Annotated in this window: 22 protein-coding genes and 1 riboswitch; of the genes, 18 read left to right on the top strand and 4 right to left on the bottom strand. The window is 52.6% G+C overall.

From position 1 onward, the window contains the following. Window positions 1–343: 343 nt before the first annotated feature. Window positions 344–1,540 carry an MFS transporter gene (locus BN1190_RS04975; protein ID WP_052461695.1) on the bottom strand — a complete coding sequence of 399 codons (1,197 nt, stop codon included), beginning with the start codon at window positions 1,538–1,540 and terminating at the stop codon, window positions 344–346. 53 nt (window positions 1,541–1,593) lie between these two features. Continuing rightward, a riboswitch (purine riboswitch) is annotated at window positions 1,594–1,693 on the bottom strand. A 132-nt stretch (window positions 1,694–1,825) separates the two neighbouring features. On the opposite strand from BN1190_RS04975, the gene BN1190_RS04970 reads away from it, so the two are divergent. The 3 genes from BN1190_RS04970 (at window position 1,826) to BN1190_RS04960 (ending at window position 3,584) form a co-directional block, all read left to right on the top strand. Next, a complete protein-coding gene (locus tag BN1190_RS04970) occupies window positions 1,826–2,275 on the top strand; it encodes a hypothetical protein (protein ID WP_040285886.1) in 450 nt (149 codons plus the stop codon). 84 nt (window positions 2,276–2,359) lie between these two features. After that, window positions 2,360–2,989 (top strand): class I SAM-dependent methyltransferase, encoded by a 630-nt coding sequence (locus BN1190_RS04965; RefSeq protein WP_052461694.1) that lies wholly within the window; start codon window positions 2,360–2,362, stop codon window positions 2,987–2,989. Window positions 2,990–2,993: 4 nt separating this feature from the next. Next, the gene (locus BN1190_RS04960; protein WP_040285885.1) at window positions 2,994–3,584 is read left to right on the top strand and encodes a class I SAM-dependent methyltransferase; all 591 of its coding nucleotides are present in this window, start codon (window positions 2,994–2,996) and stop codon (window positions 3,582–3,584) included. Between the two features lie 45 nt (window positions 3,585–3,629). On the opposite strand, the gene ric is transcribed toward BN1190_RS04960, so the two are convergent. Next, on the bottom strand, window positions 3,630–4,328 hold the full coding sequence (gene ric, locus BN1190_RS04955; RefSeq protein ID WP_040285884.1) for an iron-sulfur cluster repair di-iron protein: 699 nt from the start codon (window positions 4,326–4,328) through the stop codon (window positions 3,630–3,632). A gap of 249 nt (window positions 4,329–4,577) precedes the next feature. On the opposite strand from ric, the gene BN1190_RS04950 reads away from it, so the two are divergent. From BN1190_RS04950 to BN1190_RS04935, 4 genes are all read left to right on the top strand, one after another. After that, window positions 4,578–4,823 (top strand): hypothetical protein, encoded by a 246-nt coding sequence (locus BN1190_RS04950; protein ID WP_040285883.1) that lies wholly within the window; start codon window positions 4,578–4,580, stop codon window positions 4,821–4,823. A 111-nt stretch (window positions 4,824–4,934) separates the two neighbouring features. Then, window positions 4,935–5,453: an RNA polymerase sigma factor gene (locus BN1190_RS04945; RefSeq protein ID WP_244898675.1), complete on the top strand. Its 519-nt coding sequence runs from the start codon at window positions 4,935–4,937 to the stop codon at window positions 5,451–5,453. Beyond that, window positions 5,440–6,096: a TIGR04104 family putative zinc finger protein gene (locus tag BN1190_RS04940; protein WP_052461693.1), complete on the top strand. Its 657-nt coding sequence runs from the start codon at window positions 5,440–5,442 to the stop codon at window positions 6,094–6,096. Before BN1190_RS04945 ends, BN1190_RS04940 begins: the two co-directional genes overlap by 14 nt. Before the next feature lie 85 nt (window positions 6,097–6,181). Next, window positions 6,182–6,640, top strand: coding sequence for a DIP1984 family protein (locus BN1190_RS04935; protein WP_040285882.1), 459 nt, complete (start codon window positions 6,182–6,184; stop codon window positions 6,638–6,640). A 255-nt stretch (window positions 6,641–6,895) separates the two neighbouring features. On the opposite strand, the gene BN1190_RS04930 is transcribed toward BN1190_RS04935, so the two are convergent. Further along, window positions 6,896–7,519, bottom strand: a complete 624-nt coding sequence (locus tag BN1190_RS04930) for a Yip1 family protein (RefSeq protein WP_040285881.1) — start codon at window positions 7,517–7,519, stop codon at window positions 6,896–6,898. Between the two features lie 166 nt (window positions 7,520–7,685). Beyond that, the gene (locus tag BN1190_RS04925; protein ID WP_040285880.1) at window positions 7,686–7,898 is read right to left on the bottom strand and encodes a hypothetical protein; all 213 of its coding nucleotides are present in this window, start codon (window positions 7,896–7,898) and stop codon (window positions 7,686–7,688) included. Window positions 7,899–8,027: 129 nt separating this feature from the next. On the opposite strand from BN1190_RS04925, the gene BN1190_RS04920 reads away from it, so the two are divergent. From BN1190_RS04920 to BN1190_RS04870, 11 genes are all read left to right on the top strand, one after another. Beyond that, window positions 8,028–8,540, top strand: coding sequence for a GNAT family N-acetyltransferase (locus tag BN1190_RS04920; protein ID WP_040285879.1), 513 nt, complete (start codon window positions 8,028–8,030; stop codon window positions 8,538–8,540). Between the two features lie 26 nt (window positions 8,541–8,566). Further along, on the top strand, window positions 8,567–9,094 hold the full coding sequence (locus tag BN1190_RS04915; RefSeq protein WP_040285878.1) for a hypothetical protein: 528 nt from the start codon (window positions 8,567–8,569) through the stop codon (window positions 9,092–9,094). Between the two features lie 11 nt (window positions 9,095–9,105). Then, entirely contained in the window at window positions 9,106–9,804 is a 699-nt protein-coding gene (locus BN1190_RS04910; RefSeq protein ID WP_040286019.1) for a response regulator transcription factor, read from the top strand. Beyond that, a complete protein-coding gene (locus BN1190_RS04905) occupies window positions 9,798–10,820 on the top strand; it encodes a sensor histidine kinase (protein ID WP_040285877.1) in 1,023 nt (340 codons plus the stop codon). Before BN1190_RS04910 ends, BN1190_RS04905 begins: the two co-directional genes overlap by 7 nt. A gap of 100 nt (window positions 10,821–10,920) precedes the next feature. Further along, on the top strand, window positions 10,921–11,697 hold the full coding sequence (locus BN1190_RS04900) for an ABC transporter ATP-binding protein (RefSeq protein WP_040285876.1): 777 nt from the start codon (window positions 10,921–10,923) through the stop codon (window positions 11,695–11,697). Then, window positions 11,675–13,600, top strand: coding sequence for an FtsX-like permease family protein (locus BN1190_RS04895; protein WP_244898674.1), 1,926 nt, complete (start codon window positions 11,675–11,677; stop codon window positions 13,598–13,600). Before BN1190_RS04900 ends, BN1190_RS04895 begins: the two co-directional genes overlap by 23 nt. A gap of 92 nt (window positions 13,601–13,692) precedes the next feature. Continuing rightward, window positions 13,693–14,280, top strand: a complete 588-nt coding sequence (locus BN1190_RS04890; RefSeq protein WP_040285874.1) for an ankyrin repeat domain-containing protein — start codon at window positions 13,693–13,695, stop codon at window positions 14,278–14,280. A gap of 154 nt (window positions 14,281–14,434) precedes the next feature. Beyond that, complete coding sequence (locus tag BN1190_RS04885; protein WP_040285873.1) at window positions 14,435–14,758, top strand: PadR family transcriptional regulator; 324 nt, start codon at window positions 14,435–14,437, stop codon at window positions 14,756–14,758. Then, window positions 14,755–15,633 (top strand): permease prefix domain 1-containing protein, encoded by an 879-nt coding sequence (locus BN1190_RS04880; RefSeq protein WP_052461692.1) that lies wholly within the window; start codon window positions 14,755–14,757, stop codon window positions 15,631–15,633. Before BN1190_RS04885 ends, BN1190_RS04880 begins: the two co-directional genes overlap by 4 nt. Before the next feature lie 2 nt (window positions 15,634–15,635). Next, window positions 15,636–16,655 (top strand): hypothetical protein, encoded by a 1,020-nt coding sequence (locus BN1190_RS04875; protein WP_040285872.1) that lies wholly within the window; start codon window positions 15,636–15,638, stop codon window positions 16,653–16,655. A 95-nt stretch (window positions 16,656–16,750) separates the two neighbouring features. After that, a complete protein-coding gene (locus tag BN1190_RS04870) occupies window positions 16,751–17,308 on the top strand; it encodes a GNAT family N-acetyltransferase (RefSeq protein ID WP_040285871.1) in 558 nt (185 codons plus the stop codon). Window positions 17,309–17,383: the final 75 nt, after the last annotated feature.

The following is a 17,383-nucleotide window of genomic DNA, read 5'->3' as shown; positions in this document are numbered from 1 at the left end:
GTCTATTTTAATCCTAAAATATTTAAAATAATGTATTAACTAAATATTTATGGATTAAATGAGGAAGAACGTTTGTGCGATACCCATCATAGAACGGCTTAATTGAAAATACAATGGCGAAACTGTGTCGTCAAAAAAGGTTCTTAATATGGGAGTTGGGATGAGCAGATTGCTTTTATCGCAGAGTCGGTAAGTGATAATATAACTATGAATGTCACAGGTGAGATGTTAGAAAGATTAGGTTTTTTAGTTTAAGTTAAAAATCTGAGTGGGAAGGACTCTGTATATCGAGGAGATAACGAAAAAACGTGCCGCCCCTGTTCTGCCGGGGCGGCACGTTTTTTCAATGCAATCTTTCATTCGCATGGGGAAGGGGGTTTTGACGGGATCGACGTGTCCGGACTGCCATCGAAAGGGAAATGGCGGCACAGACGAAGGCGATGATGACAATCGATCCCCCGACCGCCGGCATGCTGGTCACACTGCCGGTATGGCTGAAGGCGATCCCGCCGATACCGGAGCCGAGTGCAATGCCGACCTGCAGCGCCGAGTTATTGAAACTCTGATGGATATCCGAGGATGCCGGATCGGTCTGGATGATGTAATCCTGCTGCGCTGGTGCGAGCGCCCAGCTCAACGCTCCCCATGCCATCATGACGACGATGAAGACCGGCATGAAACTCGTAGAGACCGGCAGTATGAACAGACTGACAGAAAAAGCGGCAAGGATGATCAGGATGCTCTTCTTCGAGCCGAGACGTGACGCAAGGCTGCCGCCGAACGCACCGCCGCCGACTGCCGCGATGCCGAATAGGAAGTAGAAGACACTGATCCAGGATGGGGCAAGATGCATCGTCGTCTCCAGGAACGGTGTGAAGTAGGCATACACGGTATAATGCCCGGCAAGCATGAACATCGTCGCAAGATGCGCAAAGATGATTTTCTTATTGGCCAGCGCTTTCAGCTGCTCGGACAGCGGCTGCACTTCACCCGCAGGGATCTTCTCAAAGAACTTGCTGATCAGCAGGATCGAGCCGATCGTAAGGACGGCGATGCCGATAAAGACCGTTCTCCAGCCGAATGCATTTGTAATGACGATACCGATCGGTACGCCGAGTACGAGCGAGGAGCTGACCCCCATATAGATATAGCCAAGCGCTTTCGCCCGTTTGCTCGGATGCGCGATGCGGGCTGTGATCGTCAGCGCCAATACGATGACGAGTGCGGCACTGGCGGCAGTGATCACACGGGCAGTCATCATGAGCGCAAAGTTTGGACTGAGGACGGTCATGACGTTGCCGGCGAAAAAGATGGACAGGGTGATGATGAATAACTTTTTGCGTTCAAATTTTGCAGTGAGTGACAGCAGGACGGGTCCAGCGATTGCATAGACGAGCGCAAAAATCGTAATGAGCTGCCCGGCGGTTGCAATCGAGATGTCCAGATCATCTGCAATGGTCGGTAAGATACCGCCGACCACAAGCTCCACCAATCCGACTGTGATCGCGGAGATGGCTAATAGAAGTACACGAAAATCCAATTAATCTCCTCCTAAGGCAAGGACCGGTCTGTTTTCTGAAAATAAAAAAATCCCGATTACAAATAGAAATTTGTAATCAGGATTTGACGGTTCCTGGTAGAGACCCTCGAACCATATTATCGAGGTTATACAGATCGGCCTTATTTAAAATTTTTCTATTCCCTACTATATCACAAGTAAGGCCAGATGGCAAGCGAGCAATGCCGGAAAACAGATGGACCTCCGTTTACCGATGCAGACGGACGGGGAATAGATTACCAAACCACAGCAGAAAGGGAGTCTTCGATGAAACGAATTCTACAACTGACCGGTATCGGCATCGTCAGCGGGGCGGTACTCGCAGCGCTTATGCAGCTCATATATGAACTGACTGGCAGTCAAGCATATGTCCTGCTCTACAACGTCGATTACTGGCCAATCATCCATGTCTTCCAGGATGTGCCCGGATTCGGCCTTGCTTTCCATTTTGTATTCTGCATTGCCAGTGTCGTTGGTCTGTATTACATATTGAAAGTTTTCGGAATGGAATATACACTGTGGCCTTACATCGCTGTCTATACGATCGGCAGCGGGATTTTGTACTTCCTTACACTGCTGACGGATCTGCCGCCGGCTGCAGATGATCCGATTGCCTGGGCTTACTGGACAGCCAGCCACTTCGTCTACAGCCTGATTGTCGCGGAGATGATCATCCGGTTCGTCGGCAGGCGGGAACTTCATGCGAAAACCGTATGAACCGCTTATTCTGTGCTTTCCATGGTACGATATCCATGAACGTCAAGGATCGTAAGGCAGGCATAGGAAAAGGAGAGAGGCTGGATGGGGACATGGTTTCCGGCAATCTACGACACAGCGATGAAACCGCTGGAAGAAGGGGAATTCAAACGGATACGGAAACAACTCGTAACAGGAGCTGCCGGACGGGTACTTGAAATCGGATACGGGACAGGCGTGAATTTCCCTTTCTATAGAAGTGCCGTATCGGTTGATGCGATTGAACCCAATCCTTCAATGGCCGCGCGGGCTGAGAAGAAGCTGCAAGACGCCCGTGTGCCGATCCGGCTGTCTGCGGCACCTGCCGAGAAGCTGCCATTTCCGGATGACACGTTCGACACGGTCGTCGCGACGCTCGTATTCTGTACGATTCCGGACCCTGAAAAAGCCCTACGGGAGATACAGCGCGTCAGCCGGCAGGGTGCCAAACTCCTGTTTTTCGAACACGTCCGGCTCCGGCAGCCGGTCCTGCGGAAACTCCAGGACTGGCTGAACCCGATGTGGAGCAGGGTCTGTGACGGCTGCCAGCTGAACCGTGACACACTCGGCTTGATCCGCAAGGTCGAAATTACAGTCGATCGCGTGGATGAGTACTATGGCAAGCTGTTTCTCGCAATTGAAGGAAAAAACGGCAAGATGACTGCGGACAGAGTTTCTCCAGAAGAAAGGCAGTGAGCGCATGAATAAATGGCAGACGCGTTTTGACACAGACGAATACGTCTTCGGCAAAGAGCCGAATGAGTTCATCCGGGAAGCGGCGAAATTGTATAACCCGGGACCGGACATCCTGGCAATTGCTGAAGGGGAAGGCCGCAATGCTGTCTATCTTGCAGGACATGGCAACCAGGTCACGATCTGGGATTTCGCGGAATCCGGACTCGCTAAGGCACAGCAGCTTGCAAAGGAGAACGGCGTGCAGCTGGCGACGGAACTGAAAGACCTGGCCGAAGCGGCATGGCCGGAAAACCAGTACGATGCAGTCATCTGTGTCTTCGGCCACTTCCCGCCGGAGCTGCGGGCGCGTGTGCTGGAAGGTGTCCGGACTGCAGTGAAACCGGGCGGACTCTTCATCACGGAAGTGTATGCAAAAGAGCAGCTGGCATATGGAACAGGCGGGCCGAAAGAAGAGGACTACCTGTACAGCCTGGCCGACTTCGACGTGTTCAGGGAGTGGGAAACCCTCCGGCTCGAACAGAAGGAAGTCGAGCGCCACGAAGGGACCGGCCATAACGGATTATCCTGTGTCATCCAGTATGCGGGACGGAAGTGATAAGTGAAAAGACTGCAGCCCGGATTTCAGCGGGCTGCAGTCTTTTCAGATGGCTGCACGGACACGGTCGAACAGGACATTGTTCTCCAAGTGGACATGTTCAAACGTTTCCTTCTCGAACTGCTCAAGCCGCGCATAGACCAGGCGGTAGGTTCCACACGCTTCAGCAGGCGGGGTGAAGTTATCGGTGATCTCCCGCAACTCGTGAAGAAGACGGCCGGCATTGTCGTGCTCATTCTCCAATTCGGTGACATGCGGCTTAAGGTGTTCTTTTTTGGCAGGAGTCGGCTCTTGCATATAATCCAGAATGAGCGGGAAGACATTTTCGTCCTCGTCATCCGTATGATCGATCAGTTCTGCGCGCAGCAGTTTGAAGATTTCTTGGACACGCAGCAAGTGGGGGTGATGTTCCCCATGTACGCGTGCAACTTTCGTGATGTAAGGAGCGAGGAGCGGCAGCTCTTCGCGCAGGCCGGCATGGTATTTCTCCTGGATGTAGGCGATCAATGTCTTTTCACCGAACGACGAAGGCTCCAGCTGCTGCCGGTATTCCTGCTTATCGCCGATCTGCCGGACTCGAGCGAGGACCTCTTCCGGTTCGAGACCGCGCTGGACAGCCGCCTCCTGCAGAGGAATCTTACCACCGCAGCAGTAATCGATCTGCAGGCTGCGGAACAGGTCCGCGCTTTGGGGAATTGCCGTGACAATATCAGAGACGTGGTGGCCAAGTGTGATGGTTGACATGTAAGTTGCCTCCTAGAAGATGATTGATAATGTTTCTCACCTATTATCGTACGCCGTTCTACTTCGAATTCCTATAAGGGAAATGCCTGATTCACCGGAGCCCGTGATTGCGGGGATATTACCGGGTTGTGCGTTCGGAAATTCATATGGATTTTATTCCATTCATTCCTTATACTGAAATGGATAACAGGAAGCCGGCTCCGCAGCGCAGGAGATTCGAGAGATCCTGCAAAAAGGAGAATGATAGGGATGCAAAAAAGGAAAACGCTCGTCTTTCCTATACTGTGCCTTGCGGCAATACTGGCACTTGGCGCCTGTGCGGATGAAAACAATGAATGGATCATCTACGGGGATCACAAGAATGTGAATGATATCTCGAGAGATTACCTGATCAACTGCCTCGATGACCGGGGGATCGAATTCAAACTGGATACAGAAAAAAATATACTGATTCAGCAGCGTGATACTGGAATGGCTGCTGCGTCGTGTTCTTGATGATCGGCCTGCAGCTCCTGAAGATATCGGGAGCTGCAGGTTTTTTTGCTGGAAAGTGAATCGGAAACGCAATGGCTTCCGTCTATAGAACAGAAGGCAGGTGATCACGGCTTGGACAGCAGCACGATTGAACAGGTGATCGGGGAATATAGTGATTATTTGCTTCGCGTCGCCTTTGTGTACGTGAAGAACCAGAATACCGCAGAAGATATCGTACAGGATGTCTTCATCCGATTTTATCAGCATGGGGATCAGTTCCGGAACGGCAGTTCGCTGAAAACGTACCTCGTGCGCATGACAGTGAACCGCAGCCACGATCACCTGCGGAGCTTTGCTCATACACGGATGATACTGACGGATCGTCTGGTGAGCTTAGGAAGGCAGCGCAGTCCGGAAACAATTACTATGGATAAAGAAGTTTCCCAGGATGTGCTGAGTGCATTGCTTGCTTTGAAAACACAGTATCGTGAAGTGCTTGCGCTGTATTACTATGACGATTGGTCGACTGTTGAAATCGCTGAGATCCTGGACTGCCCGGAAGCGACCGTGCGGACACGGCTGCAGCGGGCACGCCGTCAGCTGAAAGACAAACTGGAACAACAGGAGGGATTCTCGCATGGATTCGATTGAACAGCGGCTCAAGGAGCAATTGGAGACAATCACTTTCTCGGACGATGACCGGAAGCGGATGATCCGGCGCGTAAAGGAGGAGGCGCCCAAAAAGCGGGTCTCTTATGTCTGGCGCTATCGGACAGTCCTCGTGGCAGCCATCCTTCTGGCGGTTGTGCTGGCAGGAATCGGCCTGCAGTCTCCCTCATCTCCGAAATCCCATCAAGCTGCCGGGAGTACCACGGAACAGCTTATTCAGCTGCTCGGCTATGATTCTGTCAAGACTGTCTTGCTCGTGCTCCTATTCGTAAGTGTGTATGCACTTCTGAAATGGAACCTGAAGAAGCAGAGGCAAGGACTGCCGGTCTGTCCGAATTGCGGGACAGTATGGAGCCGCAGGCTGGCATTGAAGAAATTTTGGAGAGGGAAAAAAGTGGACTGCCCACATTGTGGCACAGCCAATTACCAGACGAAGAAATCGCGGTGGAAGACAGCTCTGTTCAATCTGTTCATCCCGCTGCTGATTCCGGTATCCAATCTGTTTGACGCCAGTTTGTATGGAACGCTGGTATTCCTCGGGCTGTACTTCATCTTCATGACTGTATTGATTCCTTATTATGTCGACCTGCAGCTCGATGATCCCGACAAAGAGCCTCTCTGGTGACGTGTTTGACCGGAAAGAAAGAGGAGAATACAAGGAGTATGTTGAAATACCTGAACAGCAGGACTGCGAGAGGGAGGCAGATACCATGAAATTGGCGGAAGCGCTCATTGAGCGTGCGGATTACCAGAAACGGATCGAGCAGCTGAAAAAACGGATCCATATGAATCTGAGAGTGCAGGAAGGCGACGAGCCAGCCGAAGACCCATCAGCGATGCTGGCGGAACTGGCGGAGATCCGGCAGGCGCTGACCGGCCTCATCAAGCGCATCAATCGGACGAACTGCCAAGTCCGGTATGACGGAGAACGGACGCTTGCCGATGCCCTGACGGAACGCGATCAGCTGTACGATCAGCGGCAGCTGCTGGCGAAAGTGGTGGAAGAGGCCTCCCAGCACATCGACCGCTACAGTCAGTCGGAAATCCGGATCGTCAGCACGGTCGATGTGAGGGCGCTCCAGAAGCAGGCCGATCAGCTGTCGAAAGCATTCCGGGAAATGGATACGCAGATCCAGGGGATGAACTGGACGATCGACCTTCAGCAATGACGAACAACAGTCGGTAGCAGCCGATGTCAAAGGCGAGTGCGGACCCGCCAGCAGGGAAAGCTGGATTTACGAAAAGCAGCGGGGCCTGCTTTGCGGCTTAAACCGCAGACAGCTGATGCCCAGTACTGTCACAACCGTACAAGTAGACTGTCATTGTCACTACCGTGCACTGATTTGCATCGGCCGCGAGGGTGGGCCGGGGGACTGTCACATATAAAAAGCATCCGCTTCTTTCTGCGGATGCTTTTTCGATCGTCAGGTGGTGGCCGGGAATATGATCATGATCAGGGAAATCATGAAGATGATATACAGGACCATGAAAAAACCGAGTATAATCGCGATAGTACCGAACCCTTTCCAGGCAGAGAAGCGATGGACGATCCCGATTCCTTTTGACAAGATGACCATGCCGTAGATCGAAAGCCCGATGAAGACGAACATGAGGAGCGGACCGAGGAACACGGCGGCGACCACGAAGGAAGCGGCAAATGCCGAGTCGTTCAGCCGGATGATGATGAAACAGATGACGAGCAGCACGGAAAACGGCAGCGCCCATACAATGGGCAGTGACCCGAGCGGTATGATGGCGAGCATCTCCTTGTAAGTGCCTTTCCCGCCCAGCCACTTGCCCACCCATGTATACAGCCCGGCACCGATGAACCAGCCCGCCGCCGTCGACACCAACACTCCGAAATAGGCGATGAACAGCACCCCTGCTATCGGAAAATCCTCCATGAACAGGAACTGCATGGCGGAAAACGGTGCAGTCGTGACGGCTGCAAGCGCCAGGATCAGTAAACTGTAAGTGAGTTTTTTATGTGCTAATACATAATGGATGGTCTCTGTCGGACGTCCCCAAATCGATAATAATGGATTCAATGAGATTCTCCTTCCCCAACTGTACATAGTAAGTGTACAGTGCTGGGAGAAAGAAAGATTCGATTATCGCCAGTTCGAGTCTAAAGTCCTGCTTCCCTGAAATGAGACTGAGGCATGTGTGCGCGAATAAAGAAGTCTGTCCGGTAATGGCAGCCTTCAGGATCCGTCAATTTTTGTTCGATTGCTGGGTTTTGTCATGATTGGTCTTGTTGTTCTTGTTCTTCACTTTCGCGTCGAACTCAGGAGCGAATTCCGTGTCCGCGTTATCGAGCGGATTGTTGCTGTTGGAAGCCGTGGCATCCAAGTCTTTGTTCTGATACGCATCAAAAGGATTATGGGTCCGTTCATTCATCGTCTTCGGATTGTTTTTGCTGCCCATGTGTTCATCACCTCCTGCTGTCAGGATGGATGAAAGTGTATGGAACTATACAGGAAGGACGGAAGTACATGGTACACTGTAGGGAAAGAACTGAAAAAACAGGTAATGAAAAGAGCAGGGGGAGAAACTATGCAGCTTGTCAGACCGTCCATGGAATGGAAGGAAGAACACGAAGCTTATATGAACGAGTGGGACGATGCACGGATGACACCGAGCATCTTCCAGCTTCAAGCGGATGTATCCTATGAAGACTATTTACAGCACTTGGCATTCCGGGAGTCGGGAGCAGGCAGATGGCTGCCGAGCACAAGCTGCTTCTATATCGATGACGACAGACGGATCGTCGGGATGATCGACATCCGTCATGAACTGGACGAGCATATGCTGCAGGTAGGCGGCCATGTCGGCTATGGCGTGCGGCCGTCCGAGAGGAAGAAAGGGTATGCGACCCGCATGCTTGCGGAAGCATTGAAGAAGACGGACGCCCTCGGCATCCAGCGTGTCCTTGTGACATGCAACTCGGACAACGAGGGCTCTGCGAAAGTCATTTTGAACAATGGCGGAGCCGAAGACGAAAGTTTCACGGAAGACGACGGCACGGTCGTCCGCCGATTCTGGATCGACCGGCTGTTCGGCAGCTGATCCAATAGAAGGAGGAGCGGAGAACGATGTACGATCCGACGATATTCGATAACTTGAAAGTGGCGCTGGAAAACCAGCTGTATGATTATGAGACGATTGAGAACCTGATCATTATTGAGGATCGCAAGGACACTATGGACTTTGCGAAACTGGCGCGTGAATTCGGACTGGCATTTACACTCGCGGGGAAACCGGAAGTGAAATCCGAAGTCATCTTGCGCGCAGGCGTACAGGATCTGGCAGGGGAGATTATGGAACTGCCGAACGCCCAGCCGGCGTGCACACTGGCGCTTCGTTTCATAGTGGCCTGCGAAGATCCCGGCAGCGAGTGCCCTGCGGTTGCGCAGGTGCTCAATTCAATATGGGAAGGCGAAATCACACTCAGTCAGACGATCAGCTATACATACGGAGAACAGGGCAGCAGCCTGCTGAACACGATCGATGCAGTATTCGAGAAACGGCTGACCGAAGAGAACATGAACGAACTGCCGGTATTCCTGCAGCACGTCATGGATACGCTCCATGTGCTCAACCGTCTGCAGGAGGGGGCCTGATCGTGAACGGAATGATTTATATGGTGGAAGATGATCATGCGATTTTCGACGCAGTGAAGGAGCACTTGGAACAGTGGTCGTACCGGGTGGCGGGACCTGACTCCTTCCACGATGTGATGTCCGGCTTCACTGCCGCCGAGCCGCAGCTTGTCATCATGGATATCCAGCTGCCGGCCTATGATGGGTTCCATTGGTGCCGGGAAATCCGTTCCGTATCGAAAGTGCCGATCATCTTCCTTTCTTCACGCGATCATCCGATGGATATCGTTATGGCGATGAATATGGGCGGCGATGACTATGTCCAGAAACCGTTTCATATGGACGTGCTGCTAGCTAAGATCCAAGCGGCCATGCGGAGAGCCTATTCCTATAGCGAGACGGAAGACCAGTCGGATATACTTTCCTGGAACGGCGCCAGTATCGATCTGAAGAAAGGAATGATCGAATCCGGCAGCCGGGAAATCGAACTGACGAAAAACGAACTTTATATTTTAGCTTTGCTCGTCAAGTCTTCAGACAAAATCGTATCCCGTGATGAACTGATCCGGAAACTCTGGGATGATGAGCGGTTCGTCAACGATAATACGCTGACAGTCAACATCACCCGCCTTCGGCAGAAACTTGGCGAACTTGGCCTGGGGGAAGCGATTGTCACGAAAAAAGGAATGGGGTATATGGCGGTCACGCTGAAAGGTGAGGCGGAATGCTGAGGGAGTACATTGCAGACCGGATCAGCTGGATCGGATTGTATGCCGCCGCACTGCTGCTGACAGACCTTCTGCTGTTTCTTGACGCAGGGCTCCCCGTGCGCATGATTTCCGTCTTGTACTTGAATGGTCTGCTCTTCGTCGTATTCATCGCATTTTTCGGTTGGCGGTACCGGAAGGAGACCGCTTATTACCGGGAGCTGCAGGCACTGGCGGAAGATCTGCCCGGCGACTGGCTGGAAGCGCTCCCGGCGGCGGAATTCAACCAGCAGTCTGTAGTGACCGGGCTGCTGGCGGAGATCGACCGCTCTTTGCGCATTCAGCTGACCGACTTGCAGGAGGCGGTCAGCATTGAGCAAACTGATACGGCTGCCTGGGTGCACGAAGTGAAAGCACCATTGACAGCGATGAAGCTCGTCATTGACACTAACCGGACAGAACCTGCTATCCAAAAGATCGAATCGGCATGGCTCAGGATCCATCTGCTTATCGACCAGCAGCTGTACATATCACGGCTGCCTTCTCTTGAAGCGGATTATACAGTGGGAGATACGGATGTGATCCGACTGGCAGCAGAAGAAGTCCGTTATCTGATGCCTTGGTGTCTGGAGCGCAACATCGCGGTTGACATCAGTGAGTCACCTGTCCAGACTGTCACGGATCAGAAATGGTGCCGGTTCATCATCCGTCAGCTGTTGACGAACGCCGTCAAATACAGTCCTGCCGGAGGTGTGATCACGATTGAAACCGGGCGCGATACCGCTGGCCGTCTGACGCTGAGTGTGCTGGATGAAGGTCCGGGCATCCCGGCGCACGAACAGCCCCGGATTTTCGACAAGGGGTTCACGGGCAGTGCCGGCCGTATCCATAATGCCGCCACAGGCCTTGGCCTGTTCCTGGCGAGCCGGGCTGCCGGGAAAATCGGGGTCGGACTGCGAAGCGGAAACAGGGAACGAGGCGGTACTGAAATGATGATGATCTTTCCTGCTGAAAACGAATTCGATGCAACCCGAATGTGACGAACTTGTAAGGTTGGATGGCAAATTGTCATCCGAATCGAACGACTCCGCTGTTTGTCTGACGTAAAGTGGACGTATAAGAAAACAGGGAGGCAATACTATGACACACTCACATACCATGCTTCAGGCGGAGTCCCTCCGGAAATCATTCGGAGTCCGCAAACAGGTGCAGCAAGTACTGAAAGGGATCGATTTGCGTGTAATGGAAGGGGAGTTTGTCGGCATCATGGGACCGTCGGGCGCCGGAAAAACCACTCTCCTGAATGTGCTGGCAACCATCGACCGGCCGACGGAAGGAGCCATAACGATCGACAGTGCACCTGTTTCATCCATGAATGACCGCAAGCTCGCCCAGTTCAGGCGTGACCAGCTCGGGTTCATCTTCCAGGATTATAATCTGCTCGATACGCTGACCGTGAAAGAGAATATCCTTTTGCCCATCTCGGTAGGAAAAGTTAAGCGGGCTGCAGCGGAAGAACAGTTCAAATCGATTGCCCGCATCCTCGGAATTTTGGATTTGGCGGATAAATATCCGTTTGAGATTTCAGGAGGTCAAAAACAAAGGACCTCTGCTGCACGCGCACTCATCAATGAGCCGTCCATCGTCTTCGCAGATGAGCCGACGGGTGCTTTGGATTCGAAATCGGCGGCTTCGCTGCTGGGTACGCTCGAACAGGTGAACCGGGAACGGAAGGTGACGATCATGATGGTGACACATGATCCAGCCGCATCGAGCTACTGCAGCCGGGTCGTCTTCCTGAAAGACGGTAAAGTGTACTCGGAGTTGTATCGGGGAGACCGGACGCGCCAGCAGTTTTTCCAGGAAATCCTGAAAGTCCAGGGAATCCTCGGGGGTGACACTGTTGACGCTCTTTGACCTTGTCCTCCGCAGTATGAGGAAAAATCTGAAGCATTATTATCTGTACTTTTTCGCTTTGATCGTCAGCGTGGTGCTCTATTTCGTTTTCGCTTCCTTGCAGCATGACCAGATGGTGGCAGCCGAGGTTTCGGGTTCCCTTAAGATGTCATCGGCGTTCAAGGCCGCCGGCATCCTGCTGCTATGCATCGCTGGTGTATTTGTTCTCTATGCGAACAGTATTTTCTTGAAGCGCAGAAGCCGGGAAGTCGGTCTCTATCAGCTGGTCGGCCTGTCAAAGTTTACTGTCAGCCGGATGCTGGTCGCCGAAAACCTGATTCTCGGAACGGGAGCGCTCGCTATCGGGATTGGTGCCGGATTGCTCGTATCCAGGGTCTTTCTCCTGCTGCTGATGCGGCTGGTCGGACTGGAAGGGATTCTGTCCCTGTCGTTTTCCGGAGCCGCCGTCGCTCAGACTGTCCTGGTTTTCCTCGTACTGCTGCTGCTGACTTCCCTGCAGATGATATGGGCTGTCAGACGGAGCACACTGATCGCCCTGTTCAAAGGAGACCGAACCGGAGAGAACATAAAAAAACCGAAGACGGCTGTATCTGCCATACTCGCAATCGCCGGCATCGCCCTTATCTCATTTGGTTACTGGCTGTCCGGCCGGATGCTCAATGCCATGCTGTTCGTCAACATGCTTTTGGTGCTCGGTTCTGTCATCCTCGGTACGTATCTGCTGTTCCGTGTGACAATCGGCTGGGTGCTTTACCAAATACGTAAAGGGAAGAATGGTCATCTTGGAGTAGCCGACAGTCTGTCGATTGCGCCGCTCATGCACCGTATGAAATCGAACGCAAACTCGCTGACTATCATCACCGTCCTGTCCGCCATGACACTGACAATGCTGGCCTCGTCGTATTCGTCCTACTATTCTGCGGAGAAAGAGACCCGGCTTCTGCAACCATACGATTACATGTATGACAACGACGAGGCGGCGGCGAAACAATTTGAAACGGAACTTGAACGCGCTGGCATTCCATACCGTTCCTCCGTAATTGAAGGATTGTATGTCGATGGGGAATACGAGAAATCATTGAACGCGACATTCCTGGATAAGGAGGTATCCCTGCGTGTCGTGAATGCTGAGCAGATGGAGGAGTCCGGTCATCCGGTCCGCATCAGCGGCCGGCAATCGGGAACGGTACTTGACGGACCGGTCTACTGGCTGCTGAAGAACACGGAAGTGCCTGTTGGGCTGACAATTCAGCCGGACGGTGCGCGAGAGGGCATACAAGTTGAAAAGTTTGCGGAAGGGAATGCGTTCAACACGTACGATTTCCAGCAAACTTTAGTGGTCAGCGCCGAGAAATTCAAGATGATCAAGTCCTCTGTACTCAGCGGAAATCCGGAGGCACTTAAAAGAGCCTATGTATTCACGATCAATAGTGAGTCAGATCTGGAAGAAGCATATGCACTCTATGGGAAGATTCCAAGCGAAGGCAAAAGAGATGATTATTACTCCGCTTACCAGCAATCCCTGCAATCGACCGGTGTACTGATCTTCATTGCCGGGTTCCTCGGATTGGTATTCCTCATTTCGACTGGCAGTATCCTATACTTCAAGCAGATGACGGAAGCGGAACAGGAGAAAGCGAGCTATACAACGTTGCGGCAGCTTGGATTCAGCATCCCGGAAATCATGAAAGGGATCATGAAGAAACAGCTCTTCGTCTTCGGGCTTCCGCTCGCCATCGGTCTGCTGCATTCCATCTTCGCTGTAAAGTCCGCTTCGTTCATCTTCATGTCGGACATCCGGATCCCGACGATGATTGCGATGGGCGTGTACGTCGCCATCTATCTCGTCTTTGCTATCCTGACAGTCGGTTATTACAGGAAGACGGTGAAGACCGCGTTATGAACGGCAACCTCCGTATGTAAGGCTTCCGGGTCTTACTAGACAGGATTGACCGGCCGCCTGAGTGGGAATGGACTAGGGAATGGAGTGATTCGATGTCAGCTGAACTTATTGAAGCAGCGAAAGCGGAAGATACAGAAAAAGTCAAGGAATTGATCGGCCGCAGCGTCCCTTTGGATGAGCAGGACAGCGACGGCAGGACCGCGCTGATGATTGCGACATATAATCACGATGCACCGACAGTGAAAGCGCTGCTTGACGCGGGCGCAGACGTCGACATACAGGATAACCTGCAGAACAACTGCTTCCTGTATGCCGGCGCGGAAGGGTTCATCGATATCGTGCGGCTTGCTTATGAGGCTGGCGCAGATACGTCGATCACCAACCGGTACGGCGGAGTGGCTGTGATTCCGGCATCCGAGCGCGGACACGTCGAGATGGTGGATGTGCTGCTGACCGAAACAGACGTCGACGTGAACCATGTGAACCGGCTCGGATGGACGGCGCTTTTGGAAGCCGTGGTTCTCGGGGATGGCGGAATCCCGCAGCAGGAAATCGTCAAGCTTCTCCTGAAGCACGGCGCCGATCAGTCCATAACGGATAACGATGGCAAGACGCCGCTTCAGCATGCGAAAGACAAAGGATTCCTGGAGATTGCGGACATCCTCGAAGCGGCCGGATAATCCACAAGTAAGCCCGATGTTTTTGGTGATCCCAAAACATCGGGTTTATTTTCCATTCGGCCCTTGCATTACGAGGGTGTCTGCAGTATTCTGGAAGTAGACAGACCCTTGCAATGCGAGGTGGTGAAATAATCTTCTGGAACGAGGTGGTTGCATGGATCAGGAAATGATGAAAGGTAGTGTGGACCTGCTCATCCTGTCACTGATTTCACGCCGGGATATGTACGGGTATGAAATCGTCAAAGTGCTGAAGGATCTGAGTGATGACACGTATGAAATGAGTGAAGGAACGCTGTATGCCGCATTGAAACGGCTCGAGAAAAAGGCGTGGGTGGCGTCCTATTGGCAGCAGACGGACAGCGGCAGACGGAAATATTACCGACTTACAGACGAAGGGATGAAAGCCCAGGCTGTGAAGAAAGAGAACTGGGACTGGATGAACGAACTCGTCCATAAAAGTTCGGAAGGTCTCACATGAATGCGTCATTCGAGCGGTTCGTGGACAGTGTTGTCCAGGAAACCGACTGCAGCCGCGATGAACGCGAAGACTTGTGCGAGGAGCTGCTCGTCCACCTGGAATGTGCGGCGGCCGACTACAAACGGAACGGATACAGTGAAAAGGAGGCGGAACAGATGGCGATGACAAGTTTCGGGGATGGCAAGTATGTCGGTAAAACATTGCAGCAGGCGATGTATCCATATCGCCGGCAGATGCTGTTGGTGCTCAGTATTGCATCGCTTCTCATGACATACGGTCTCTATCTGAGCCAGCTGTTCGTCATGGGGGATATGCATTATGGCTGGCTTCTGCTCGGTGTCGTGACAAGTTCCTCCATGCTATTTCTGATACTCCGGCCAGTCGCCTCGCTCAACCGCCGCGCTGTCATGAATACGCTGCTCGTTGTCCATCTGACTGTCATGGGCGCCGGGCTGCTGTTGGCGATGGACCTTGAAAAGCCATATTCGACGGTGTTCCTCATCTATGACGCGATCGTGCTGCTCCTCGGCCTGGTGCTGATTTTCCGGACGACGATCTATGATGTGCCGGCCACGGATATCAATCTCCAGACCGGGACGAAGATTCTCCATTATTACAATCTGTTCATGGGACTGCTGCTCATATGCGGAACGCTCTTCTTCCTATGGGTATATCTGATTTTTGCGTCGGACGGCTACCTGGACCTCTGGAAACTTGGAGTGCCGCTCGTCGTCTGGGGTGCCGTTTACGCACTGCAGCTGACGCTGCTGAAGCGGCATCGGCCGCGGACCGCCTGGGTGATGGCGGCCCTGCAGCTGCTGATGCCGTTCGCCTTGTTCGGCCTATGGATCTTCACTGTCAGGGGAGGTGCCTGATCATGAAAAAGATCACCGTACTGGCCGCAGCAATCATCTTTGCCACAACGACCTGTATTCTGCTCGGTTTCAATTTCCAAGTGGCTGATAATGAAAAACAGCAGGGGCTCACCGGTATCTACGATATCTCGGATAACGGGGCGATCGCATTCGTTACGTACGAAAAAGGGAAGCCGACACTTTACGTAAAGGACGGTAACTTGAAACAAACGTCCCAGCTGCCGTCCGACCGGGCGATCACGGATCTCGTCATCATGCCTGGCGGGAAAACTGTCTATTATGTCAGTTCCGATAAACAATGGAGCAGCACAGTGAAAAGCGAAGTCCATAAAGCGGATACAGCCGCAGGCACCGATGACATCCTGTTCACGGAAGACGCCATCATTACGGAACTGGCACTGGACGGAGAAGAGCCGAATGAGCTGTACTATCTGCAGGCGGATGTCTTCGAGAATTATTCACCGATCGCCGCCGAGCAGCCGCATGATTTCGATATTCACCAATACGATATCAAACAGCAGGAACGCAAAAAGCTGACAGACTTCAAGAAGTACAATATGGCGTCCCTGCAAGTGTCCGGAAAAGAGCATAGCGTCTTTGTGCAGATGGACGACGATTCGGGTGCCGGGACAGCCGATGATGTGTTCGAGACGAAACAGCGGATCTTCCAGATACCGTTGGAGCACCCGGACCAGCCGAAGCTGCTCTTCATGCCGATGCAGATGGACGATGTCTATGACTTCACGCTGATTCCCGACTTGGAGACGGCAGTCTATCAGGCGGTCGCCGGTACAGGAGATGACGGGATCTTCGAATATGAATTGTTCGGCTTCAACTGGAAGACGATGAAAAACGAACAGCTCACCTTTCAGAAAGAGCACGCGGCACGGCCGGTGTACGGGGCAGATGGTAAGTTGTATTACATGATCGACTACAACTTTGCGGGCCGCAAGCCCGATTACTCTCTGTTCCGGATGGATCTTGAAACCGGGGATACTGAGCATGTGCCGCTCAACGAGTAACAAAAAGACGATCCCCCTTTCGCGTAATGACGGAAGGGGGCTATACTTTGTTTGGCAGCAAATGACGTCGCATACATATTGAAAAGAGGGATTTCATGAATCGTCATAAGGAGCAGTTCCATGCACTCTCAGGGGATCTGATCGAATTTAAACCGCTGGAGATGAAGGATGTACCGGCTGTCCACGCATTCGCCTCCGACCCAGCGGTCTCGCGGTTCATCGGCTGGAAACAGATGGGAAGTATCGAAGAGACCGAAGAACACGTTCAGACACTTATCGGGCGTGAAGTGGAAGGCACCCATCTGTATTCATCCATTATTAGGAAATCGAGTCAGACTGTTATTGGGACGGTCATACTCTTCAACTTCGACGATGAAGCGAACCAGGCCGAGATCGGCTATGTCATCGGACAGTCCAGCTGGGGCAACGGCTTCGGAACGGAACTGGCTGCCCTGGTCAGCGGGTTCGGCTTCCGCACGCTGGGACTCCATAAGCTGCGGGCGGAAGTTGTGGACGCAAACATTGGTTCACTGCGCATTCTCGCGAAGAACGGTTACGAACAGGAAGGCAGGCTCCGGGATCACTATTTCATCGAAGGCTGTTATCATGACGCCATCATGCTCGGCAGGATCACCCCTATTCCGGGGAAATGAGGCAGAAGCCCTGGGCCTCCAACGGTAAATTCAAATAGTCCATTGTCACCTAACCGGCTCAATGGTAATCTTGAG

Origin of the sequence: Sporosarcina koreensis, assembly GCF_000826145.2 — a bacterium.
GTDB classification, from domain to species: domain Bacteria; phylum Bacillota; class Bacilli; order Bacillales_A; family Planococcaceae; genus Sporosarcina; species Sporosarcina trichiuri.
This window is presented reverse-complemented; position numbering and strand designations above follow the sequence as displayed.